The organism is Serratia quinivorans, assembly GCF_946227985.1.
Lineage (GTDB): Bacteria > Pseudomonadota > Gammaproteobacteria > Enterobacterales > Enterobacteriaceae > Serratia > Serratia quinivorans_A.
The window spans coordinates 54079-77303 of sequence record NZ_CAMKGL010000014.1; the positions used below are offsets into that span (position 1 = coordinate 54079).

A 23225-nucleotide genomic window follows, 5' to 3' on the forward strand; every position below is an offset into this window, starting at 1 on the left:
GAAGGCAGCCAACAAAGAGGCAGCTTGAAGGATAAAGTGTCTATACACCTACTGATTGTTGACGCCCTCAACCTGATCCGCCGCATACACGCCGTGCAGGGTTCCCCCTGCGTGAATGCTTGCCAGCACGCACTGCAACAGTTGATTCAGCACAGTCGGCCAACGCACGCCGTGGCGGTGTTCGATGAGGATGACCGCAGCGAAAGCTGGCGCCACCAAATCCTGCCCGACTACAAGGCCGGACGTTCACCAATGCCGGACAATTTGCAGCAGGAAATGCCGCAGTTACGGCAAGCATTTGAAGCGCTTGGCGTTGCCTGTTGGCACTCTCCGGGCAATGAAGCGGACGATCTGGCGGCAACGCTGACCGCCAAGGTTGCAGGCGGCGGCCATCAGGTGACCATAGTGTCCACCGACAAAGGCTATTGCCAGCTGTTGGCACCCAGCGTGCAGATCCGTGATTATTTCCAAAAACGTTGGCTGGATATGCCGTTTGTGCAGCAAGAGTTCGGCGTATCGCCACAACAATTGGCGGATTACTGGGGGCTGGCAGGAATAAGCAGCAGCAAAATCCCCGGCGTGGCGGGTATTGGACCGAAGACGGCGGTATTACTGTTACAGCAGGCAGGTTCGCTCGATGGGTTATATCAGGACCTGGAACAGGTGCCGGAGAAATGGCGCGGCAAGCTGGAACAGCACCGTGAGATGGCCTATGTCAGCAAAAGCGTCGCTACCTTGCGCACCGATCTGACGTTAACCGGCAACCTGCAGCAACTGCGGTTACCGGTTTAATCACGGGCGCTGAAGACAGCGCCCTGTCATTTAATCGCGCTCGTCGCGACGCCCTGCCACGGCCGACCACATGCGGCGAACGTGCACGGTAACTTCTTCACGATCGTGATACAGCTGTTTGGCATGAATTTCTGAACTGATGCCCGCTGAATCCAACGCTTCCTTGATGGCCAGCAGATTCTGCGAAACCTCTTCGTAACGTTTTTTCATCGGCAGTTTCAGGTTGAAGATCGCCTCACGGCACCAGCCTTTCACCAACCACTGGATCATCAGGCTGGTTACCTTCGCCGGCTTCTCCACCATGTCGCACACCAGCCAGTAAATCTTGCTGCTGGAGGGCTCATATTTAAAACCGTCGGCGCGGTGGTGCGTTACCTGGCCGGTATCCATCAGGCTCTGTGCCATGGTGCCATTATCCACCGCGTGCACCATCATGCTGCGTTGCACCAGTTGATAGGTCCAGCCACCCGGACAAGCCCCCAGATCGACCGCGTGCATGCCGCTGGCCAAACGTTCTTCCCACTCATCGGCAGGAATGAACACGTGGAACGCCTCTTCCAGCTTCAGGGTAGAACGGCTCGGCGCATCGGATGGGAACTTGAGACGTGGAATGCCCATATAGAATGGTGAGTTGTTGTTGCTGAAGGAGTAACCCACATAACAACAACCCGGAGCGATAAAGAACACATGCACCACTGGACGGGTCTTGTTCTCACGCGCCATCAGCACCTTCTGCTCACGCATCGCAGTACGCAACGGCACCGTCAGCTTACGGCAGAACTTCAACAGTTCTTTGCTTTCGTTGGTATCTGGCACTTCCACGCGCAGCTCACCGCCACGATCGACCACGCCAATCAGCATGCCGACAATTGGAGAAACCCGATCTTCCGGTGGTAAATCGCGCAGCAACTCGCCAACCACCAATATCTGACGGGCAAAGATCAGCTCCCTGAACGGGATTTCCTTCGCCAGACGATCGGCGTCATCCGGCTGGTAGCACTCGAACAGCACGTAGCCGCTGTTGTCTTTTACTCTGGCGAAACCGAATACTTCCAGTTCGGCAGCCTTGGCGGTAATTTCTGCCGCGCACTCTTTTTCAAAGCCTTGACGGCAATACAACGCAAGTCTATTCATGGCGCTCGGCCTTTTTCCTCAGACGCAAAGCGCCAATCAACATCAATACCCAACCGATCAGGAAACACACGCCGCCAATCGGCGTGATGTAAACCCAGAACTTCAGGTGTGACAGCGCCAGACAGTACAAACTGCCGCTGAACAGTACGGTGCCGAGCGCCAACAACGCTCCGCTCCAGTAAAACCACAGGCTGACGCGGCGTTGCATTGCCACCGCCAGCGCCAGGATCGCCAGGGTATGGAACCCCTGATAGTCCAGTCCGGTACGGATCCAGACCATCTCATTGGCACCCAAGGTGCCACTTAATACGTGTGCGCCAAACGCGCCCAGAGCAACAAATACAAAGCCACTGATAGCGGCAAAAATCAGCATTGAACGACTGCTCATCGTTATTTACCTTTATTGAAGAAAACCGGCTGCGTCATCGCGGCGACCGGCCTCATTGTTCGTAGCGAAAGCGGAACTTTTCTTGTTCGCTGGCTGCCCGAGCCAGGATCCACTGACGAAAGGCGGCTATTTTACCCAGTTCTGCCTGGCTGTCATGACATACCAGATAAAAAGCATTTTTACTGACCAAAACCTCGTTAAACGGACAGACCAAACGCCCGGCTTCAATCTCGGTCTGCGCCATCACGTTATTCACCAGCGCAATTCCCTGCCCATGCACCGCCGCTTGAACCACCATCGCGCTATGGCTAAAAATAGGCCCCTGCTGCACATTAATGTGCTGCAACCCCAACTGCCGGGTATAGGCCAGCCAATCGCGGCGTGAAGTATCATGCAGTAGCGTGTGATAAGCCAGATCGCTCGTCATTTTTAACGCATGTTCCCCGGTCAACAGGCTGGGTGAACACACCGGCAACAGATATTCCGCATATAAACGTTCGGCTCGCAATCCGGTCCAGTTGCCACGGCCATAGAAAATAGCCACGTCGACATCATCCGCCAGCTTGTCTTCTTCGCGGTCCACCGCCTGGATACGCACGTCGATTCCCGGATAAGCTGAGTTAAAGCCGGACAGGCGTGGCACCAGCCACTGAATAGCAAAACTCGGCGGCAAACTGACGGTTAATGCCCCCTTGGCGCTGCGGGCCTGTAGCTTGCGGGTGGCCTCATTAATTGAGGTGAAAATCTCCTTGATATCAAGGTAGTAACTTTGCCCTTCTTCCGTCAGCAACAGCGAACGATTGCGGCGCCGAAACAGCTTCAGGCCGAGGAAGTCCTCCAGCGACTTGATCTGGTGGCTCACCGCGGCCTGGGTGACAAACAGTTCTTCCGCCGCTTTGGTAAAACTCAGGTGACGAGCAGCCGCGTCAAAAACCCGCAGTGCGTTAAGAGGTGGTAAGCGTTTAGACATTTATTAGCTACTTTTGTGTAACAATAATCCGAGTGATTCGGCATAAAAAATCAGGCGGCGTTATCTGCCGTGCGATAGGTACCTGACAGCAAAGCGCTACCATTAGTTTTTTTAATCCGAGTCATTATAAATTGTCCGTTGAGCATGCGCCAGTAAATACCTATAGTGGCGGCACTTCCCGGGCCGGAACGAAAAGGGAGTGGGTGTCGAGGACGCCGATGAACTTTTGGCTTGTGGTTGTGATGTTGTGTTTGCAAATTGTCTGGCAATCCAGACGTGGTAGCTAAGCTACTGTTTTTCACTTCCTGTACATTTACCCTGTCTGTCCATAGTGATTTTATGCAGCACCGCAATCTTTGCGGTGCTTTTTTTTGCCCGACGTTATTGGTCTTTTTCAACCATTTCCTTCACGTCTGAACGGTTGATCTGCTGCTCAACGCCGTTGGCGTCTTTATAGCTGATCATCCCTGTGTCGTTATCCAACGAGGGTTTTCCTTTAGCGACAATGGTGCGTCCATCATTGGTCTGCATCACGTAGTTGCTGGAACAGGCGGCCAGGGTAAACGTTAGCATCAGGGCAGAGATAACTGCGGCTGTTTTCTTCATTGTGGACTCCTTGTAGTTTTAAATGCTGTAAAAACCTTTTATGTTATTTAACGCCATGACTTAGTGCGCACCTAACAGCATAACAAACTTATCTATAATTTCCAGACGATGAATCCTAATATGCGGGATAGCTTGTCTCTGGCGGTAAAATAAGACAGGATCGGCCATTGACTCAAGCCAGTGACAATCAGGTTATGACACCTTTTAATCCCATCGCTTTTCGTAATCAGTTTCCTGCCTTGCAGCAAGCGGGCATTTATCTCGACAGCGCCGCCACCGCGCTGAAACCGCTGGCGGTCATCAATGCCACACAGCAGTTTTACCGCGACGATGCCGCTACCGTACACCGCAGCCAGCATCGGGCGGCGCAGGATCTGACCGCACGCTTCGAGCAGGCTCGCCAACAGGTCGCGACGCTGGTCAATGCTCCTTCAGCCGAGGACATTATCTGGACCCGCGGCACCACCGAAGCCATCAATTTGGTAGCGCAGAGCTATGCTCGCCCCCGCCTGCAGCCCGGTGACGAAATCCTGGTGAGCGAGGCCGAACACCACGCCAACCTAATCCCCTGGCTAATGGTGGCGGAACAAACCGGCGCTCGGGTGGTGAAATTGCCGTTGGGTGCAGACCGCCTGCCGGATCTGACCCAGTTACCAGGCTTGCTGAACGATAAAACCCGCCTGCTGGCACTGGGCCAAATGTCCAACGTCACCGGCGGTTGTCCTGATCTGGATCTGGCCATCCGGCTTGCCCATAGTGCCGGTGCTCTGGTGATGATCGACGGCGCGCAGGGCATCGTCCACTGCCCGGCTGACGTTCAGCAGCTTAACATCGATTTCTATGCTTTCTCTGGGCATAAACTTTATGGTCCGACCGGCATCGGTGCGCTATACGGTAAAAGCGAATTGCTGGCACAGATGGCCCCCTGGCAAGGCGGTGGCAAAATGCTGACTCAGGCGTCCTTCGACGGCTTCACGCCGCAAAAACCGCCACACTGTTTTGAAGCCGGTACGCCGAATATCGCCGGTGTGCTGGGGTTGGCCGCCGCATTGGAATGGCTTGGTACGCAGGATCTGGCGGCAGCCGAGCAATACAGCCGCGAGCTGGCCGATCTCGCCGAGCGGCGATTGGCGCAACTGCCGGGGTTCCGCAGCTTCCGTTGTTCGGGCTCCAGCTTACTGGCGTTTGATATTGTCGGTATCCATCACAGCGATATCGTTACCCTGCTGGCAGAACAAGGTATCGCGCTGCGTGCCGGTCAGCACTGCGCTCAGCCACTGATGGCGGCGCTGGGTGTCAGTGGGACGCTGCGCGCCTCCTTTGCGCCATACAACACGCGGGAAGACGTCGATACCCTGGTAACCGCACTGCACAACGCCATCGACCTGCTGGCCGATTAAATGAACCCCGGAGACGCTATGCTTGCCCCCCATCCCTTTGGACGCGAAATCACCGCCGAAGCGCTGATCGAGAAATTTACCGCGCTGAAACAGTGGGAAGATCGTTATCGCCAACTGATCATGCTGACGAAACAATTGCCGCCGCTGCCAGAGGCATTACGCGCAGCGGAAATGGAGTTGAGCGGCTGTGAAAATCGGGTCTGGCTGGGGCATCAGTTACTGGCGGACGGCACGCTGCATTTTTATGGCGACAGCGAAGGCCGCATCGTGCGCGGCCTGTTGGCGGTACTGCTAACGGCGGTAGAAGGAAAAACGCCGCAGCAGATCGCGACGATGGATCCCCTGGCGCTGTTTGAACAACTGTCGTTACGTGCTCAACTCAGCGCCACCCGCGCCAGCGGGCTGGCAGCACTGGCAGCTGCCGTGAAGGAAATGGCCGCTCGCTATGCCTGACGCGCGGCTTTCGCCACCATCTTCTTCAGCGCATGGGAAACGGCGACAAAACCAAAGGTAGCGGTCACCATGGTTGCCGCGCCAAATCCCGCACTGCAATCCATTCGTTTTGGCCCTTCCGCGGTACTGCGTGATGCGCAAACGCTGCCATCCGGCTGTGGGTAAACCAGCGGTTCGCTGGAAAATACGCAGTCGATGCCCAGTTTGCCCTTGCTGTTTTTCACCACGTTGAAATCATTTTTCAACCGCTCACGCAGCTTGGCCGCCAGCGGATCCTGGATGGTTTTGGCCAGATCGACCACCGCAATCTGGGTCGGATCTATCTGACCACCTGCACCGCCGGTAGTGACCACCGGGATCTTGTAACGACGACAATAGGCCAGCAACGCGGCCTTCGGTCGCACGCTGTCAATCGCATCGATGACATAGCTAAAATTGTTATTCAGCAGCTCTGCAACGTTGTCCGCAGTAATAAAGTCGTCAATGCAGGTTACCCGGCATTCCGGGTTGATCGCCAGAATACGTTCCGCCATCACTTCCGTTTTTGACTGACCCACATGCTGACGCAGCGCGTGGATTTGGCGGTTGGTGTTGGTGACGCAGACATCATCCATATCAATCAGCGTAATGGCACCGATACCGGTGCGCGCCAACGCCTCTGCCGCCCAGGAGCCCACGCCACCGATGCCAATCACGCAAATGTGCGCCTGGGCAAACAGCGCCAGGGCCTGCTGACCGTACAAACGTGCCGTGCCGCCAAAACGCTGCAGGTAGGCTTCAGAATAGGCTGTGCTCATAACGCTTTAATACCTTAACATTGCAAATGATAAGGGCCGGAAATCCGGCCCTTGCGGGTCAATCTATCGCTGTATGGCTTAGGGCTGTTAGCGGGTAACCAACAGCGAACCACCGGAGGCGGAACTGTTCTGGCTGGTGAACAACGGCGTGTTAACGTTGGCGCCTTTCAACACCCAAACGCGGCCGTAGTGGTTGTAAAAACCGGCCGAGTGACCGGCATCCGGCCCGATGCCCTGGTACATATCGAAGTGCTGGCCTTTGATCGCCCCACCCACGTCCAGAGCCACCATCAGGCGCATTTCATATTTTCCCGTGAATTTACCCTTGTTGTCCAGTAACGGCACCTCTGCCAGCAGCGTGGTACCCGCCGGGATCAGTGAACGGTCGGAAGCCACCGACGCCTTGGCAACCAGCGGCACGGCGCTGGCACCCCGCACCGGCGCAAAGGCTTCAGGACGGAAGAAGACAAAGGAAGGGTTTTGCTCCAGCAACTCGCGCACTTCGGCGGCGCTGTGAGTATCCGCCCATTGGCGTATCGCCTGCATCGACATATCCGCCTTGGCCACTTCACCGCGATCGATCAGCACTTTACCAATGCTGCGATACGCATGGCCGTTCTTGCCGCCGTAGCCGAAGAACACCAACGGCTGGCCGTTGCCATAATCCACATAACCACTGCCCTGGACTTCCATCATAAAGTTGTCCATCAGCGAGTTGGTGTACGCCACAATATAGCGATCATCCAGCGCGCCCGAGTAAATGCCCGCGCGATCGGGCAGACGGCCTTTACCTTTTGGCGGCATGCGGTACAGCGGGTAACGGAACTCGCCCTGTTGGGTATAACGGGCCTGCAGCACCGGCGTGTAGTAACCGGTAAACTGCACGTTGCCATAGCTGTCCACGCCTTCCATTTGGTAAGCGCTGAGGCCGTATTGGCTCAAAGTGCGAGTGTCGGCACCGGATGCCATCCAGCTTTGTACCGCCTGGAAGGTAGTGTTGTTGCGATTAAAAAGTGAAGGAGAGGCGTATTTAATCTCCATCAGCTGATCCGAGTAATCCTTGGCATTAACCGGTACGCCCCTGGCGTTGGGTTGGTTCACCAACTCCAGCGACTGATCCAGGTGACCATCCTTATATTGTTGTCCCCGGTCGGTCGGCTTGGAAGAACAGCCCGCCAGTACTGCTACCATTAACCCGCCCAGCAGGTATTTGCCCCAACGTCCTTTCATCGCGCACACTCTCTACATATATGATCTACCGGCGAACGATAACAAACGCCCATAGATAAAGGAATCGCCGCCAATAAAAAAAGCCCCAGGGGCAATAACGCTGAAAAAGAACGCAGATTGCGGACTAATCCAGCAGAAAGACTGTTTTAGTTCAATTAAATGCAAAAAGGGTTGCAACAAAATGCACGGAGAGTATAGTGCGCTTCCATCGGACGCGGGGTGGAGCAGCCTGGTAGCTCGTCGGGCTCATAACCCGAAGGTCGTCGGTTCAAATCCGGCCTCCGCAACCAACCGATATTGCCAGAGGCAATATCAAGTAAAGTGTTGGATTCGATGAAAAAAGAAAGTATTATACGGACGCGGGGTGGAGCAGCCTGGTAGCTCGTCGGGCTCATAACCCGAAGGTCGTCGGTTCAAATCCGGCCTCCGCAACCAACAGATACTGTACCAGCGGTATCACATGAAGTGTTGGTTTCGATAATACAAGCATTAAGACGGACGCGGGGTGGAGCAGCCTGGTAGCTCGTCGGGCTCATAACCCGAAGGTCGTCGGTTCAAATCCGGCCTCCGCAACCAATCTTAATGACTACAAATAAGCACCTTAACGGGTGTTTTTTTGTATCTGAAATCCACCAAAAATCGACCGGGCAGCCGCCCAGTCGTTTCTGCATTAGCCTTACCCTCTGCGCGCTACCGCACCACCGTTGGCAAAGTACGCCTTGATACCCGCCAGAATAGATTCCGCCACCTGCTGCTGGAAATGCGTGGTACGCAGCTTGCGTTCTTCTTCGATGTTGCTGATAAACGCCGTCTCTACCAGAATCGAAGGGATGTCCGGCGCTTTCAATACCGCAAAACCGGCCTGATCGACACGATTCTTATGCAAACGGTTTATTTTGCCCATCCGGTTCAGCACTTCCTTACCGAATTTCAGGCTGTCATTGATGGTCGCGGTTTGAATCAGATCAAACATGGTGTGATCCAGATAGCGGTCACCGCTTTTGCTTACGCCGCCGATTTGGTCCGATTCATTTTGGGTCTGCGCCAGGAATTTCGCTGCCGAACTGGTGGCACCTTTGGTCGACAGCGCAAACACCGATGACCCACGTGCGGCCCGGCTGGTAAAGGCATCGGCGTGGATGGACACAAACAGGTCGGCACGCTGCTTACGCGCCTTCGCCACCCTCACCTTCAGCGGAATGAAGACGTCTTCATTGCGCGTCATAAACACCTTCATATTCGGCTCACGCTTGATTAGCGTGCTTAGCCGGCGCGCAATCTGCAATACGATGTCTTTTTCACGCGTTTTGAATTTACCAATTGCCCCGGGATCTTCGCCGCCGTGACCGGGATCCAGCATGATGACAATAGGTCTGTCACGCCCTGCCTTACCGGCCTGTGGCGCTTCCGCCGGTAAGGTACGCTCAAGATCGCCCTTGTTGTAATCTTCCAGTAACGCCAACAGCGGATCATAGTCTTCACCGCTGCCGCCCTTGCTCGGGTACAAATCCATTACCAGACGATTGCGGTATTCCGGCACCGGCGCCAGAGTAAACATATGCGGGCTGACGCTGCGCTTAAGTTCCAGCACCAACCGAACGGTGTTTTGATCAAACTGACCGACGCGCGCCTGTTTCAGGTAGGGATCGTCGGCACGAACCTGGCCCACAATGCCCTTCAGCACGCTGTTGAGCTGCACGCCTTCAATATCCACCACCACGCGATCGGGATTGGTCAGCGCAAACTGCTTATATTTCAGTTCAACGTTGGATTCGAGCGTCACCCGGGTATAGGTGGAAGAAGGCCAGACGCGTACGGCAATGACGTGCGATAAAGCAGCGAAACCTGTGCGACTCACACTCAGCAACCAGCTTGCGGCAACCCCCTGTAATAAGCGACGGCGGCCCAGATTGTGATTTGAGTTTGGCATGCGGCTCCAGCAGTGGTAACAGATTAAAACAGATGAAAAAAACACCAGTTAACAGGAATGCCGAAAACTTTAACCAATCATTCCGACGCTGTCATCAGAAAATCTTTTTATGGTTTTTCAATTTATTAACGATTCAGCGCCCCCGGCAAAGAAATAGAGATAATTTCTCACTTGCCATCAGGGCAAGAAAAGAATAAAAATACAAAAATATCGTATAAATATGCAAATGAGGTTTGGCCGTGAAGGAACGTAGTACAGAGCTGGTCCAAGGATTCCGTCACTCAGTTCCCTATATCAACGCCCACCGTGGCAAGACGTTTGTCGTTATGCTGGGTGGCGAAGCCATAGAACATGAGAACTTTGCCAACATCGTTAACGACATCGGGCTGCTGCATAGTCTGGGTATTCGTTTAGTCGTGGTCTATGGCGCGCGGCCGCAGATCGACGTCAATCTGGCGCAGCATAATCTCGAACCAATTTATCACAAGCACACCCGCGTCACCGACGCCCATACGCTGGAGCTGGTTAAACAGGCTGCGGGGCTGCTGCAACTGGATATCACCGCCCGGCTGTCAATGAGCCTCAACAACACGCCATTGCAGGGCGCGCATATCAACGTGGTCAGCGGTAACTTTATTATCGCCCAGCCGCTGGGTATTGATGACGGTGTGGACTACTGCCACAGCGGCCGCATCCGCCGTATTGATGAAGAAGCCATTCACCGTCAGCTCGACAGCAACGCAATCGTGCTGATTGGCCCGGTGGCCGTTTCCGTCACCGGCGAAAGCTTCAATCTGACTTCGGAAGAAGTGGCAACCCAGTTGGCCGTCAAGCTGAAGGCAGAGAAAATGATCGGCTTCTGTTCGTCACAGGGGGTCACCAATCAGGAAGGCACCATCATTTCCGAACTGTTCCCCAACGACGCGCAAAAACGCATCGAAGAGCTGGAAGAGCATGGCGACTATCATTCCGGCACCGTGCGTTTCCTGCGTGGCGCGGTGAAGGCCTGCCGCAGCGGCGTGCGCCGCAGCCACCTGATCAGCTATCAGGAAGACGGTGCGCTGGTGCAGGAACTGTTTTCACGCGATGGTATCGGCACCCAGATCGTGATGGAGAGCGCTGAACAGGTGCGCCGGGCAACGATTAACGATATCGGTGGCATTCTCGAGCTGATCCGTCCGCTTGAGCAACAGGGTATTTTGGTGCGTCGCTCACGTGAGCAACTCGAGATGGAGATCGACAAGTTCACCATTATTGAGCGCGATAACCTGACCATCGCTTGCGCAGCGCTGTATCCGTTCCCGGAAGAGAAGATTGGCGAGATGGCCTGCGTTGCGGTTCATCCTGATTACCGCAGCTCGTCACGGGGTGAAATGCTGCTTCAACGGGTGGAGAGTCAGGCACGCCAGATGGGCCTGAGTAAACTGTTTGTGCTGACAACGCGCAGCATCCACTGGTTCCAGGAACGTGGTTTCACGCCAGCGGAAGTCGACGTGCTGCCGGTTGAGAAACAGGCGCTGTACAACTACCAACGCCGTTCCAAGATTTTGCTGGCGGATCTGTAATTGTTGGCAGGCGCAGCGTGCTGCGCCCATGAACGCTTAAGCCTTGACCTGCAATCGCTCCGCCAACCCGCTACGGCGCTGGGTCGGGGTGCGGATCGCCCGCATCAAAACCGTATCGATGGCGTACAGAGAAAGCTGCCTGCGAGCGCGGGTGATCGCGGTGTACACCAGTTCACGGGTCAGCACCGGCAGGAAATGATTGGGCAGCACCAGTACCGTATGGTCAAACTCCGAGCCCTGTGACTTGTGCACCGTCATCGCATAAGCGGTTTCATGCGCCGGTAAACGGCTCGGCTGCACCGACTTGATGCTGCCGTCCGGCAGTTGAAAGTGAACACGGAGTTCGCCGCTCTCATCCCGCAAGGCAATGCCAATATCGCCATTAAACAGCCCCAGAGCGCTGTCATTGCGACCAATCATCACCGGACGGCCGGAATACCAACGCCCAGCGGCTCCCGGCTTACGCTGGATCAGGCCGGCACGTTGCAGCCCCGTCTCAATGCGTTCATTTAATCCGGCGATGCCGAAAGGCCCCTCTCGCAGCGCGCACAGCACCTGGAAATGACCGAACGCCGCCAACACCGCCGCGGCGTCCGCCCCTTCGCCCACCAGCCGCAGATAATCACGATAACCCGCCACGCAGGAATCCAACAGCGCCTGATAGTCTTGCGTTTCCGCCAGTGGATAACCGCTAACGTCAGCGAAACTGCCGCTGAGCGCCGCCATTGCCCGCTTGCCATCGCCAGCGTTCACGGCAAAGGCCAATTGACCAATGCCCGAATTGGCATCAAAACGGTAGCTTTTGCGCAGCAGACACAAACTGTCGCGCACCGCAGCTTCCGCCAGGGCAGTTTGCCCCTGCAGCAGGCAGCCGGTCAGCCGAGAAAGTTGCTCCGCACGCGCCACGCTGTAACCTTGCTCGGCAAAGCGGCAAATATCGCCCAGTACCGCCCCGGCCTCCACTGAAGCCAGTTGATCGCGGTCGCCCAGGAAGATCACCCGTGCCTGAGTGGGCAAGGCGGCAATCAAACGCGCCATCATAGGCAGGTCGACCATGGAGGCCTCATCGACCACCAGCACGTCCAGATGCAGCCGATTGCCACTGTGATATCGCATACGCTGACTGTTGGGCTGAGCGCCCAGCAGGCGATGCAACGTGGAAGCTTCAATAGGGAACAACGCACGCTGCTCCGGGGTTAGCGCCAGTTGTTTGCCGGCGCTGCCCAACGATTCGGTTAAACGCGCCGCCGCTTTGCCGGTAGGCGCCGCCAGTTGAATGCGCAAACGCCGCCCTTCGTCGAGCTGCACCAGCGCCGCCAGCAATTTGGCGACCGTGGTGGTCTTACCGGTGCCCGGTCCACCCGAAATCACCGCAATACGTCGCGTAGCGGCCACCGCGGCAGCAATTTTCTGCCAGTCGGGTTCATCGGTCGCCTCACCAAATAATTGGTCGAGAATGGCACGCAGGTCGGCCTCTTCAACCGCCTGAGGCAGGCTGTCGCTGCTGATGCTGTCACCACGGATAAAGGCGGCAACCTCCCCCTCGCTCTGCCACATGCGCTGCAGATACAAGCGCTGCTGTTGTAACACCATCGGCGTCGCGGTGCTGCCGTCGCTCACCGCCGCACTGGCCGACAGCCGCCGTTGCCAACCGGCCACATCCAACTGCCCTGCCGCCAACCACACGGCCTGCGCCAGCTCCGGCAGACGTCCGTCAAAAAGGTTTTCCGGCAACAGTTGCTCCAGCATCAGGCAAACGTGACCCGCGCCAGCCTCCGCGCTGAGGCAGGCGGCAGCCAGCAGCAACTCAGGCTCATCCGCTCCAGCGACTACGCGGGCGAACTGCAAATCTAGCGGACGTAACACGCCAAGCGACTGCGCCTGTTCCAGTAGAGCGATCATGATGCACCCTCCACCGCAGCGGTTTTACCGCTGAATAACAAATCCATGCCTTCCACCAATGGCTCCTGCGGACGGCAGGCAAAAATGCCGTTGCCCGGATGCTGCGCATCCACCCCGCGCAGGAACAGGTAAATCACCCCGCCGAAGTGCCGCTGATAATCATAATCCGGCAACCTATGGCGCAGATAACGGTGCAGTGCCAGCGTGTATAGCTGGTACTGCAAATCGTAACGATGTTCCGCCATCGCCTGCTCCATCGCCGGTTGGGTATAGGCACTGCTGTCTTCGCCCAACCAGTTGGATTTGTAGTCCAGCAGGTAATATTTCCCCTGCCAGCAGAACACCAGGTCGATAAATCCTTTCAGCATCCCCTGCACCTGCTGGAAATCCAACTCAGGACAGCGGGCAGAAAGCGGATCGTAGCTTTTCACCAGCTTATCCAACTCACGCGCCTGCAACAGCTGCTCGATCGGCAGATAAAACTGCAGCTCAGCCTGCTTATGCTGCGGGGCCAGCGCCGACAAAGCGACGCCGGTATCATTAAGCGGGGTATTCAACAGCACCTGCATCCACGCCAGCAGTATCGGTTGCCAGTGTTCGCCAAATCCTTGCTGTTGCAACTGCTCCAGCAACCACGCCTCATCGAGGGGTTGGGTAAAGTCGATCGTTTCAAACAGGCTGTGCAAGAAGGTTCCCGGACCGGCGCCACGAGGAAAAGTATGCGGTGTGAGCGCTGGCTCACTGTCCTGCGCTTGCTCACCGGCGGCATCAACATCCAACCGCGGCAACAAATCCTGCATCAGGCTCGTGCCGTGCTGCTGCAGACCGGTATAGCTGGTCACCCGCCAGAAATCCTGCACCTGACGCGAGAAGTGTTTCGCCGCCAGTTCGGTCAAGTCTGGCGTCTGCGGTTGCCAGGGCTGCTCGTCCAGGCTTTCAACCAGCGATAGCGCAACGCCATCGACGGCCAGCCGTTGCAGACATTGCTGCAGATAAGCCGCATCGCCGACCTGGCCGGCCTGCACCAGATAGCCCAGCGCACTACGGTGTAAATCGCTATCACCCTGTTTCTTGCGGGTCCCCTGAATCAAGGGTGCAATGCCGATACTGCAGTGGTATACCGAACGGGTCAGCGCGACATACAACAGGCGCAGATCTTCCGCCAGCCGCTCCTCCTCCGCCCACTCGATACTTTGCTCATCGGCGTTGAGGTCAAGCAGGGCCTGGAAACTGTGGCGATCGTGATACAGCACCTGCTGCTGCTGGCGAAAATTACCGACGAACGGCAGCCATACCAGGTCGAACTCCAGCCCTTTGGATTTATGGATGGTGATCACCTGCACCAAATGGCGGTCGCTTTCCAGCCGTAGCTGCTGGTTGTCGGACTGCCGATTGGGCTGAGAAATCTGCTGCGCCAACCAACGCACCAGCGCATGCTCGCTGTCGAGCTGTGCAGAGGCTTCCTGCAATAGCTCGCCCAAATGCATCACGTCGGTCAACCGGCGCTCACCGCCGAGGCTGGCCAACAGGTTTTCTGCCAGATGGCGCTGATTCATCACCTCACGCAGCATCGGCAACACGCCGCGGCGCAGCCACAGCGTACGATATTTGTCGAACTCATTGACCAGCGCATCCCAGGCACGCTCATCCCGATTCAATCCGTCCAACGTTGGGGCATCCAGCCCCATCAGCCCGGTAGCCATGGCACTGCGCAGCGTACGTTCCTGCTCCGGCGCCAACACGGCCTGCAGCAGCCACAGCAAATCCTTGGCTTCTGGCGTATCGAACACGCTGTCGCGGTTGGACAGATAAACCGAAGGTATCGCCAGCGCACTCAGGGCGTCGCGCACTAATGCCGCCTCATTGCGGCTGCGCACCAGCACGGTAATGTCTGACGCCTCTACCGCCCGCCGCTCCTCGCCGTCGACCAGCCAGGCCTGGCGGTTTTGCCCGGCGCTGAGCCAGTCGCGGATTTGCGTGGCGCACAGGCGTGCCATTAATTGTTGGTACTCACTAACGCCGACACCTTCCCCCTGCTGCAGCCAGAACTGCATTGCCGGTTGCGGCTGGTTTTGCAGCTCAAACGCCAGCCCCCGATTTTTCTCGGCGGCGACCACCTCAATAAAGGGAATATGGCCGAACAGGAAAGGTTTTTCCACCTGCGCAAACAGATGGTTAACGCTGTCCACCATCGCCGGAGAGGAACGCCAGTTGGTTTCGAGCGTGTAGTGGGCGCTTACCTCTGAACGAGCGCGCATATAGGTAAAGATATCGGCACCGCGGAAAGCGTAAATTGCCTGCTTGGGATCGCCGATCAGCAGCAGGCCGCATTCCGGCCTGCCGACATAGAGTTTTTGGAAGATGCGGTATTGCTGTGGATCGGTATCCTGGAATTCATCGATCATCGCCACCGGGTAGCGCTGGCGGATCGCCTGTGCCAAACGTTCACCACCGTCACTCTGCAATGCACTGTCCAGCCGACTTAACAGGTCGTCAAAACCCAGTTCAGCCCGCTGGCGTTTCTCCTGCTGAATGGTCAATCGTATCTCGCTCAGCGCCCGCGCCATGATCAAATCACGCAGTGTCAGCGGTTCATCGAACAGTTCGTCGATTGCCGCGAACAATGCATGGTGCGGCGGTTCGCCTTTTTTGGTTTTCTCCAACAGTACCGACTGACGGAATTTATCCAACTCCTTCGGCAGCTGATAGTCCTGGGTTTCCAGTACGACCCATTCACCGACTTTGTGCAGCCAGTTAGGCAGGTGCTTGCTGCTGTAACTGCGCTTATCAACGCCGGACTGGCTGATCAACGCCTCCAGTTCGTCCGCCGCGGCCAGCCATTGCGCTTTGATGGCGTCAATACGCGCCACGATCTGCTCATGGCGTATCAGCACCGTTTCTTCATCCTTCGGCGGCCGACGCAGCATGGGTGCTTCGCCATGCAGATAGCCGGAAAGATCGGCCAGCAGCGCTTCCGGCCCGCTCCACTCCTGGCTCACCGCCCGGGCAACGCCAATCGGTAACGGATAACAATGGCGACGCCAAAAGTCAGCACAGGCCTGACGGCGCAGCGGCAGTTCATCCTGCACCAGCGTTTGCTCAAACAGAATGCCGGACTCGAAGGCGTTGTGGGTCAGCATGCGCTGGCAAAAACCGTGGATGGTGTAGATTGCCGCTTCGTCCATCTGCCGTTCGGCGGCCAGCAGCTGCGCGGCAGCATCCGGCAGATCGTCTATCTCCGCCATTAACGAAACAAATAATGGGTCTTTACTGCTGCCACGCACGCAGGCAATACGTAACCCATGGATATTGCTGCGGATACGCCCACGCAGCTCCTCGGTAGCGGCCTCGGTAAAGGTCACCACCAGGATCTCCTCTACCGTCAGCGGCCGGGGAAAGGCCGCTGCCTGGCCCAGGCCAAGCAGCAGGCGCAGATACAGCGCACCGATGGTAAAGGTTTTACCGGTCCCCGCCGACGCTTCTATCAGCCGCTCGCCAAACAGCGGTAACGTTAGCGGATCAAGTCGCTGCGGGGCGGTCTCTGTCATGGCGTCGCCACCTTACGCGGCAGGGTTTTCTGCAGCGCAGAGGCGTTTGGATAAGTTACCCAGTTCGGCTGCACGGCGTAATCCGCCTTCTCTTGCCCACTGCCACTCACCTGCGACAGCACCGCCAGCCCCTGCGGCTTAATCACCGCCTGGTGGAAATAATCCGCCAGTTTGGTCGGCGTCAACTGCTTGATCTGCTCAATCAGCTTATGACGAGTATCAAATGCGAAGTTGCCACGGTCGAAGTCATTGGAGAAACGGCCGGCTTCTTCGCTCAGGGTTTGCGGGCGCTGCTTCAGTTCGTTGATCATCGCCTGCTTATACTGCTCGAAGTCCGCTTCTTTCATCTCGCGCAGGCGTTTCTCGGTTTTCGGGTAGAAATCCTGATAGCGCTGATACAGGTAAGCCGGTTGCTTGCTGTTGCTTTGCAGCAGGAAACCAATCCCCCACTGACGGCCGACGGACATCGGGAAAGCAAACACCGCGTAGCCCAGCTGTTCCTGAGTACGCAGTTGGCTGTAGAACCATGGCTGGATAATTTGACCAAGCAGCGAGCTGTAAGCCATGCCGGTCACTTCGTCGTAGCCGGTCGGCACATACACCGCCGCCAGCGCCGAGTCAGTGCTGCTGCCTGCCCGCTGCAGATTGGCCAGTTGGCTTTTAGTCACTTCAACGTCTTCGCCGTGCCACCATTCAATACCGGTACAACCCAGACGGTGTTTCAGCGTTGAAGCCAGAGTATCCACCTGCTGCTTGCTCATATTACCCACCACCAACAACTCCGGCGTCGCCTCGGCCAGCAGGCTGTCACGGTAGGCCAGCACGTCTTTCAGCGTCAGGGTTTTCAGCACCTCACGGCGCTCGCTGCGTTCGGAATAAGGCACACGGGAAACCATCTGCACCGGCTGGATAGCCAGTTCAAAGGCTTTGCCCTTCTCGGCAGAATCCAGCTGTTCCAGATACCAGGATTTGGCCTGCGCCAGTTGATCTTCGGTCGGTGTAAAGCTGGAGTAGCCCTCGATCAGTGAGGTCAGCAATTGCGGCAGACGCTGGGTAAAGCCGTTGGCGTTGAACTCAAGACCGTTGTTCGGCGAGGTTGAGAAACTCAGCCCGCCAACCGAAGCCTGGTAGCTCAGTTGATCCAGAGAAATCCCGGCCAAATAGTCAGTCAAAGAGAACAACACCTGGTTGCGTGCAGAATCCATGGTTTTTGCATTGCGGAACGCCACTGTGACGTCAGCCTTCGGCTCGTCGGCAAAGTAACGGCTCGGCATATACAACACGCGCAGGCCCGGTTGGTCGACCACCACCTCAGGTTTTTTAAACTCGTGCGAAGGTTTGGTCAGGCTGAAATCATCAGGAATATACGGGTTCAGCGTGGGCAACGACAGGCTGATCCCTTTACCCAGTTGCTGCCACTGCTCAAAGCGCTGCGGGGTGATTTTATCGACCTGATACGGCGCATTGACGAAGTAGGCCATCTTGTTATGCGGCTCATTCGGGCTAACGAACCAGATACGCGCATTTTGTGGCGTCATGGCGTCCAGACGTTCGGCAATGGCCTTGGCGTCATAGCGGTCGGCCAGATAAGGCGAATCCAGCGTATGTTCGACCGGTACGCGCAGCATGGTATCCACCAGCCATTCGATGTAGTCCATATCACGGGTGATAGACGGATAACGGAAATCCAGATTCAGTACGTGGGAAATCTCATCAAAATAGCTTTGCTTGATGCCCTCGCTACGCAACATTTTCAGGTAGTTGAAGATGGCCGCAACCACTTCGTCACGCTTGGCCAGGCCTTTATCGGTCAGCGAGACGCTGATCGAGAATACGCCGCCGTTGCGATCGACCATAGGATCGGCGCCGGCATTGATGGCATCCGCCAACCCCTGCTTCTGCAGCCAGTCAGACAGGGTATTTTGGCTGCGGTTGCCAATCAGGTAACTGATGTAGGTGTCGGTCTTGCTGCGGAATTCGGCACTGTTGTTGTCGATGCGGAATTCTACTTTCAACTGTTTGCGCGGCTGGGCCGGCACATAATGAATAATGATGCCCTGCTGTTCAGGGGTGACCGCCGGGACTGTGATCGGCGGTACGCTGGCGTCTCGGTTTGGGACCTTGCCAAAGGTTTTGACTGCCAGTTCAGCCAGTTCCGGCAATGGCTGGTTGCTGTACAGCACCCCCATCATCAGATTGGCAGAATAATAACGTTGGTAGAATGCCGTCAGCTCATCGTGCAGCTTGCTGCCCGGCTTGTCTTTTAAGGTATCGAGGTTGCCGCCTGAGAAACGCGCGCTCGGGTGAGCCGGATTCAGCGTTTCCGCCCCGACCTGCGCCATACGCATACCGTCACGTGAGCGCGCCATCGTCAGTTCGGCGTTGACCGCATTACGTTCACGATCGGCATTGCCCGGATCCAGCAGCGGCTCGGCGATGGCGTCCGCCATGCGGTCTACCGCCGGGGCCAGCGCGTCGTTTTCCACTTCCAGATAGAACGCGGTGCGGTAAGACGCGGTGCTGGCGTTATGGCTGCCACCGTGCTTCTTCAGGAACTCCGACAGGTTTTCGGGTTGCGGATAACGCTTGGAACCCATCAGTACCATGTGCTCCAGGTAGTGCGCTAACCCAAGCTGAGTGTTCGGATCTTCCAACGAGCCAACCGGCAGTGCCAGCGCCGCCAGTGATTTCGGCGCCTGAGCATCGGAAACCAACAGCACGGTCATGCCGTTCGTCAGCTTGATCGCCTGGTACTGGCGCGGATCGTGATCGCTTTTATTGATCTTCTCCGCCAGTGGTTGCCATCCCTGTGCGGCCCAGCTCAACGGCGCCCAAAACATAACCACTAATACTAACCCGGTGATGCGGGCCAACTGTCTGCGCATATCCAAAATGAACCCCTATTCAGACGCCGTCGCGCCACATCCCTGACGTTGACGGCGTACATCAAAACAACACATCAAAATCTATACCCTATGAATTTCAAGCTGCAGCTTGAAAGGCGACGGGTCTATATGCCTGTACGTTATGTAAGACCGGGACTAACCCCGATAGTTGAATATAACCTTGATTATTTTTACCACCTCAGGGCAATCAGTACCACCGGGGGATTGTTACCCAAGATTATGCCGTGCCACCGGCAACAGATAACGCTCTGTTTCGTCCAGAATTTGCGCTAAATAAATATTGTCCAACTGGCGGAATACCCGCTGCACATAAGGGTCTTCCCCTTCGCCCGGAATACGTTGATCGCCCTGCCAGGTTTGCAGTAGCTTGCCCCGGGCCTTGATTTGCACCTCTTCATCCCAGTCAATCTGCTGCGTTTGTGGTTGGTAGCACTGACTCAGCCACGCCCAGCCGCTTTTGTTCAGCAACAGTAACGGCTGACACAGTCCGCGCTGATAACCCGCCACCAGTTCGGCCAGTTGCTCGCGGGCCTCTTCCAGGCTTAATGCGGCAAAGCGCCAGACAGCCCCTTTGCGCCCGTAAATGCGACTTTCGCCACTCCCCCCGACGCAGCAGTACACCAAATGTTCCAGCCACAGCAATATACCGTCGACTGCCGATAAGGTTGATGGCCGCCAGCGCAGCAGTCCATCGCCTTGTACCTGATGTAACCAGCCGCTGATGCGTACACCGGCAATGTCGATATCCAGTTCCAGGCTGTGCCCTTCACTTCGTTCGGTGCGTACCTGTTCGGCCAGTTCGGTCATCTCTTCTTGTTGTTTCTGCCAGTAAATTTCGCCGAAGGGGCCAAAAGGCAACCCGCCGGCGGCACGCACCCGCTGAAACAGGCGGCTGGCATCCTCGCCGTCAATCAGGGTGTTCAGCAGTTGGCTGTTGAACTGATAGCGGCTGAGGTTATCCAGGGTGAAGGGTTCTTCATCCGGCAGTTCGGTTTCTTCCAGGATGAAACTGACCCCCAGCCGCAGTTGGAAGAAGGCGCGGATCGGGTGGCGGTAGAAGCGCAATAAATCGTCCAGCGAGATCTGAGTTTTCTCATCCGGCAACAGGGGCTGATTAAACGGCGGATGCGCCGCACCGCGCCGATCGGCAGCTGGTAACCACTCTGCCGCATAGCTCTGCGCTTCGGTATCGGGCAGGAAGTTCTCGGCGGCAAACGGCATGCGTGAATGCCAGTTAAGCAAGTGCTTACCCACCAGACGTGCACTGCCATCAGCGTCCAGATGTTCATTGCCCGGTAGACAATAACTTTGCTCCAGGTACTCCAGCAGTTCGGTCACCAACACCGAAGGAAAACGCTCGCTGTTATCCTGAATAGAGCGGCCAATAAAGCTGATGTACAGGCGTTGCTGCGCCGACAAAATCGCCTCCAGGAACAGGTAACGGTCATCATCCCGGCGGCTGCGGTCACCGCGTTTGACCTGCTGCGCCATCAGATCAAAGCCTAGCGGCGGCAGAGTGCGCGGATAAACCCCGTCGTTCATCCCCAGCAGGCAAACCACGTTGAATGGGATAGAACGCATGGGCATCAGCGTGCAGAAGTTGATTTGCCCGGCGAGGAAACGCTGGCTGATGCGCTCCTGATCGAGGCGTGCAGCCAACTCGTCCCGCAGGATAGACAGCGGGACCTCATCGGGATAGCGCGCCGCCAGCCCGAACTCAAACAGCTTGTTCCACTCCCGCTCTATCAGTGCCAACACCACTTCCGTTTCGCCGTCCTGCTCAAAGAAGGTCTCAAGCAGTTGGCGACACAGTGGCTGCCACTCTGGCAAAGAACGCGCCTGCCCCAGCCGTTGCCGCCAACGACTCAGCGCCGCCAGCAGCTCCGCCAGTTGCCCGGCCAGTTCGGCTACCAGCCCGCTCGACTCGTCATAGGGTAAAACGCCCTGCCAATCACCGGCATTGCTGTCCATCGCGTAGCCCAGCAGCATGCGCGTAATGCCAAATTGCCAGGTATGCTGGCCGGTAGCGGGCAGATCCAATTCACGCACGTTGTCGTCATCCAACCCCCAGCGCACACCAGACTCACCCACCCAATGGCGCAGCAGGCGCAAGCCTTCCTCCCGAATGGAGAAACGCGCCGCCAGTGCTGGCACCTCCAGCAAAGCCAGTACCTGTTCTGAGGTAAAGCGGCTCTGCGGCAGATCCAATAACGAGATAAACGCCTGTAGCGCCGGGTGCGCCTGGCTGGCTTTTCGGTCAGAAATGGCAAACGGCAGATAACGTTCGGGCGAGGCGTTACCGAATACCGCCTGAATATAAGGGGTGTAACTGTCGATATCCGCCACCATCACGATGATGTCACGCGGCGTCAGCTCAGGATCATTTGCCAGCATGTTCAACAGTTGGTCATGCAGCACCTCTACCTCACGCTGCGGGCTGTGGCAGGCGTGCAGGCTGATAGACCTGTCGGCCGGATCCAGTCGACGTTTGGTGGCGCTGCTCTCCAGCGTTTCCGGGGTGGTGCCTATCACCGCACTGTTCTTCAGCTCCAGCATATCGTGCTGAATGCCATGCAACAGATTGTCCGCAGGGATATCCACAAAGGCAAAAACCTCTTGTGAGGACTCGATCTGCGAAAGTAAAAAGTGGTGGTCGCGCCCCAGCTTGCCCCATGAGGCCAACAGCGGGTTCGGCAGGTCTTGCTCGCCGGCGTCATTAAACAATGCAGAGGCGTTTTCCGGATCCCTGAATAACGAGTATTCCGTTTTATCGCGATAATGCTGTCTTTTGCGGCTCTGTAATTTCGCCAGGAAGGACTGGCTCTGAATGTCCCCCCAATAGTAGCGGCAGGGGTTGGTGAACATCAGATGAATATCGATATGCTTGCCCAGCGCCTGCAGCGCTTCCAGATACACCGGTGGCAAGGCCGAGATACCGCAGATAAATACCCGTGGCGGCAACCCCGCAGGTGGGGTTTCAGCTTTATCTAACGCGCTGATAAAACGGCGATACAGATTGGCACGATGCCATTCAGGTTGCCCCAGTTCCCGGGTGTATTCGACCAGTCGCGCCCACAGGGGTGCCTGCCACTGCTGTGCTTCCGCCAGTCCGTCAATGCGCTCGCCTTTCTGCCAGCTTTCCAGCCATTGCGGGCGATACACCAGATATTGGTCAAACAGGTCAGCTACCCGGCCGGCAAGCTGGTGGATCTTCCGCTTGTCGCCGTCGTCGGTGAGGTAATGCTGTAGCGGGGCGAATTCAGGCTGAGTGAGCAGATCGGGCAGCAGCCACATCAGTTTCCAGGTCATGGCATCTTTGCTAAAGGCGCTCTCTTTCGGGATCCCCGGTAACACCCGGGTAAACATGTCCCAGATGAAGGTGGCCGGCAGCGGGAAAGCGATGTTGGCAGCAATGCCAAACTGTTCCGCCAGCTGCATCTGTAGCCACTGCGCCATACCGGGGCTCTGCACCAGCACCACTTCCTGTTGAAAAGGATCGGCCAATGGCTCTCTGGCTATCAACGCGCTGGTTAACGTTTTCAGCAAATCCAACTGATTGGAATGATAAACCCTAAACATTGGGAGCTCCCTTAAAACAAAATAT

At 56.6% G+C, this 23225-nt stretch carries 15 protein-coding genes and 3 tRNA genes; 7 read left to right on the forward strand and 11 right to left on the reverse strand.

Annotation, left to right across the window (positions count from 1 at the left end; translation table 11 throughout):
* The first annotated feature begins 36 nt into the window (after positions 1-36).
* Entirely contained in the window at positions 37-792 is a 756-nt protein-coding gene (gene xni / locus OCH02_RS23280) for a flap endonuclease Xni (protein ID WP_261433175.1), read from the forward strand.
* Between the two features lie 30 nt (positions 793-822).
* On the opposite strand, the gene rlmM is transcribed toward xni, so the two are convergent.
* From rlmM to OCH02_RS23300, 4 genes are all read right to left on the reverse strand, one after another.
* Positions 823-1926, reverse strand: a complete 1104-nt coding sequence (gene rlmM / locus OCH02_RS23285) for a 23S rRNA (cytidine(2498)-2'-O)-methyltransferase RlmM (protein ID WP_174355206.1) — start codon at positions 1924-1926, stop codon at positions 823-825.
* Positions 1919-2314, reverse strand: a complete 396-nt coding sequence (locus OCH02_RS23290) for a DUF423 domain-containing protein (RefSeq protein WP_012146507.1) — start codon at positions 2312-2314, stop codon at positions 1919-1921. Before OCH02_RS23290 ends, rlmM begins: the two co-directional genes overlap by 8 nt.
* Before the next feature lie 52 nt (positions 2315-2366).
* A complete protein-coding gene (locus OCH02_RS23295) occupies positions 2367-3284 on the reverse strand; it encodes a transcriptional regulator GcvA (RefSeq protein WP_012146508.1) in 918 nt (305 codons plus the stop codon).
* Between the two features lie 381 nt (positions 3285-3665).
* Positions 3666-3890 (reverse strand): YgdI/YgdR family lipoprotein, encoded by a 225-nt coding sequence (locus OCH02_RS23300; RefSeq protein ID WP_261433176.1) that lies wholly within the window; start codon positions 3888-3890, stop codon positions 3666-3668.
* A gap of 194 nt (positions 3891-4084) precedes the next feature.
* On the opposite strand from OCH02_RS23300, the gene csdA reads away from it, so the two are divergent.
* Together csdA and csdE are read left to right on the forward strand one after the other, a co-directional pair.
* Positions 4085-5290, forward strand: coding sequence for a cysteine desulfurase CsdA (gene csdA, locus OCH02_RS23305; RefSeq protein WP_261433234.1), 1206 nt, complete (start codon positions 4085-4087; stop codon positions 5288-5290).
* 18 nt (positions 5291-5308) lie between these two features.
* On the forward strand, positions 5309-5743 hold the full coding sequence (gene csdE, locus OCH02_RS23310; RefSeq protein ID WP_261433177.1) for a cysteine desulfurase sulfur acceptor subunit CsdE: 435 nt from the start codon (positions 5309-5311) through the stop codon (positions 5741-5743).
* Here csdE and tcdA read toward each other — a convergent pair.
* Both tcdA and mltA read right to left on the reverse strand, forming a co-directional pair.
* Positions 5734-6540, reverse strand: coding sequence for a tRNA cyclic N6-threonylcarbamoyladenosine(37) synthase TcdA (gene tcdA / locus OCH02_RS23315; protein ID WP_012146512.1), 807 nt, complete (start codon positions 6538-6540; stop codon positions 5734-5736). The genes csdE and tcdA overlap by 10 nt on opposite strands.
* A gap of 87 nt (positions 6541-6627) precedes the next feature.
* Positions 6628-7770 (reverse strand): murein transglycosylase A, encoded by a 1143-nt coding sequence (gene mltA / locus OCH02_RS23320; protein WP_261433178.1) that lies wholly within the window; start codon positions 7768-7770, stop codon positions 6628-6630.
* A 213-nt stretch (positions 7771-7983) separates the two neighbouring features.
* Here mltA and OCH02_RS23325 point away from each other — a divergent pair.
* The 3 genes from OCH02_RS23325 to OCH02_RS23335 all read left to right on the forward strand — a co-directional run bounded on the left by OCH02_RS23325 (position 7984) and on the right by OCH02_RS23335 (position 8346).
* Positions 7984-8060 (forward strand) — tRNA-Met (locus OCH02_RS23325).
* A gap of 68 nt (positions 8061-8128) precedes the next feature.
* A tRNA-Met gene (locus OCH02_RS23330) sits at positions 8129-8205 on the forward strand.
* A 64-nt stretch (positions 8206-8269) separates the two neighbouring features.
* A tRNA-Met gene (locus OCH02_RS23335) sits at positions 8270-8346 on the forward strand.
* 100 nt (positions 8347-8446) lie between these two features.
* Here the strand turns inward: OCH02_RS23335 and amiC are convergent.
* Positions 8447-9700, reverse strand: coding sequence for an N-acetylmuramoyl-L-alanine amidase AmiC (amiC, locus tag OCH02_RS23340; protein ID WP_261433179.1), 1254 nt, complete (start codon positions 9698-9700; stop codon positions 8447-8449).
* Positions 9701-9939: 239 nt separating this feature from the next.
* On the opposite strand from amiC, the gene argA reads away from it, so the two are divergent.
* Positions 9940-11265, forward strand: coding sequence for an amino-acid N-acetyltransferase (gene argA / locus OCH02_RS23345; RefSeq protein ID WP_135317763.1), 1326 nt, complete (start codon positions 9940-9942; stop codon positions 11263-11265).
* Positions 11266-11301: 36 nt separating this feature from the next.
* Here the strand turns inward: argA and recD are convergent, their stop codons facing one another.
* The 4 genes from recD to recC all read right to left on the reverse strand — a co-directional run bounded on the left by recD (position 11302) and on the right by recC (position 23200).
* Positions 11302-13167 (reverse strand): exodeoxyribonuclease V subunit alpha, encoded by a 1866-nt coding sequence (gene recD / locus OCH02_RS23350; RefSeq protein ID WP_261433180.1) that lies wholly within the window; start codon positions 13165-13167, stop codon positions 11302-11304.
* The gene (gene recB / locus OCH02_RS23355; protein ID WP_261433181.1) at positions 13164-16715 is read right to left on the reverse strand and encodes an exodeoxyribonuclease V subunit beta; all 3552 of its coding nucleotides are present in this window, start codon (positions 16713-16715) and stop codon (positions 13164-13166) included. Before recB ends, recD begins: the two co-directional genes overlap by 4 nt.
* Positions 16712-19600, reverse strand: coding sequence for a pitrilysin (gene ptrA, locus OCH02_RS23360; RefSeq protein WP_261433235.1), 2889 nt, complete (start codon positions 19598-19600; stop codon positions 16712-16714). Before ptrA ends, recB begins: the two co-directional genes overlap by 4 nt.
* Before the next feature lie 228 nt (positions 19601-19828).
* Positions 19829-23200, reverse strand: a complete 3372-nt coding sequence (gene recC, locus OCH02_RS23365; protein ID WP_261433182.1) for an exodeoxyribonuclease V subunit gamma — start codon at positions 23198-23200, stop codon at positions 19829-19831.
* Positions 23201-23225 lie beyond the last annotated feature (25 nt).

Bases quoted from the DNA above. Each gene is read 5' to 3' on its own strand.
- OCH02_RS23300 (WP_261433176.1), bottom strand. From the start codon at position 3,890: ATGAAGAAAACAGCCGCAGTTATCTCTGCCCTGATGCTAACGTTTACC.
- mltA (WP_261433178.1), bottom strand. From the start codon at position 7,770: ATGAAAGGACGTTGGGGCAAATACCTGCTGGGCGGGTTAATGGTAGCA.
- recC (WP_261433182.1), bottom strand. From the start codon at position 23,200: ATGTTTAGGGTTTATCATTCCAATCAGTTGGATTTGCTGAAAACGTTA.
- tcdA (WP_012146512.1), bottom strand. From the start codon at position 6,540: ATGAGCACAGCCTATTCTGAAGCCTACCTGCAGCGTTTTGGCGGCACG.
- OCH02_RS23295 (WP_012146508.1), bottom strand. From the start codon at position 3,284: ATGTCTAAACGCTTACCACCTCTTAACGCACTGCGGGTTTTTGACGCG.
- csdE (WP_261433177.1), top strand. From the start codon at position 5,309: ATGCTTGCCCCCCATCCCTTTGGACGCGAAATCACCGCCGAAGCGCTG.
- recB (WP_261433181.1), bottom strand. From the start codon at position 16,715: ATGACAGAGACCGCCCCGCAGCGACTTGATCCGCTAACGTTACCGCTG.
- recD (WP_261433180.1), bottom strand. From the start codon at position 13,167: ATGATCGCTCTACTGGAACAGGCGCAGTCGCTTGGCGTGTTACGTCCG.
- rlmM (WP_174355206.1), bottom strand. From the start codon at position 1,926: ATGAATAGACTTGCGTTGTATTGCCGTCAAGGCTTTGAAAAAGAGTGC.
- csdA (WP_261433234.1), top strand. From the start codon at position 4,085: ATGACACCTTTTAATCCCATCGCTTTTCGTAATCAGTTTCCTGCCTTG.
- OCH02_RS23290 (WP_012146507.1), bottom strand. From the start codon at position 2,314: ATGAGCAGTCGTTCAATGCTGATTTTTGCCGCTATCAGTGGCTTTGTA.
- ptrA (WP_261433235.1), bottom strand. From the start codon at position 19,600: ATGCGCAGACAGTTGGCCCGCATCACCGGGTTAGTATTAGTGGTTATG.
- amiC (WP_261433179.1), bottom strand. From the start codon at position 9,700: ATGCCAAACTCAAATCACAATCTGGGCCGCCGTCGCTTATTACAGGGG.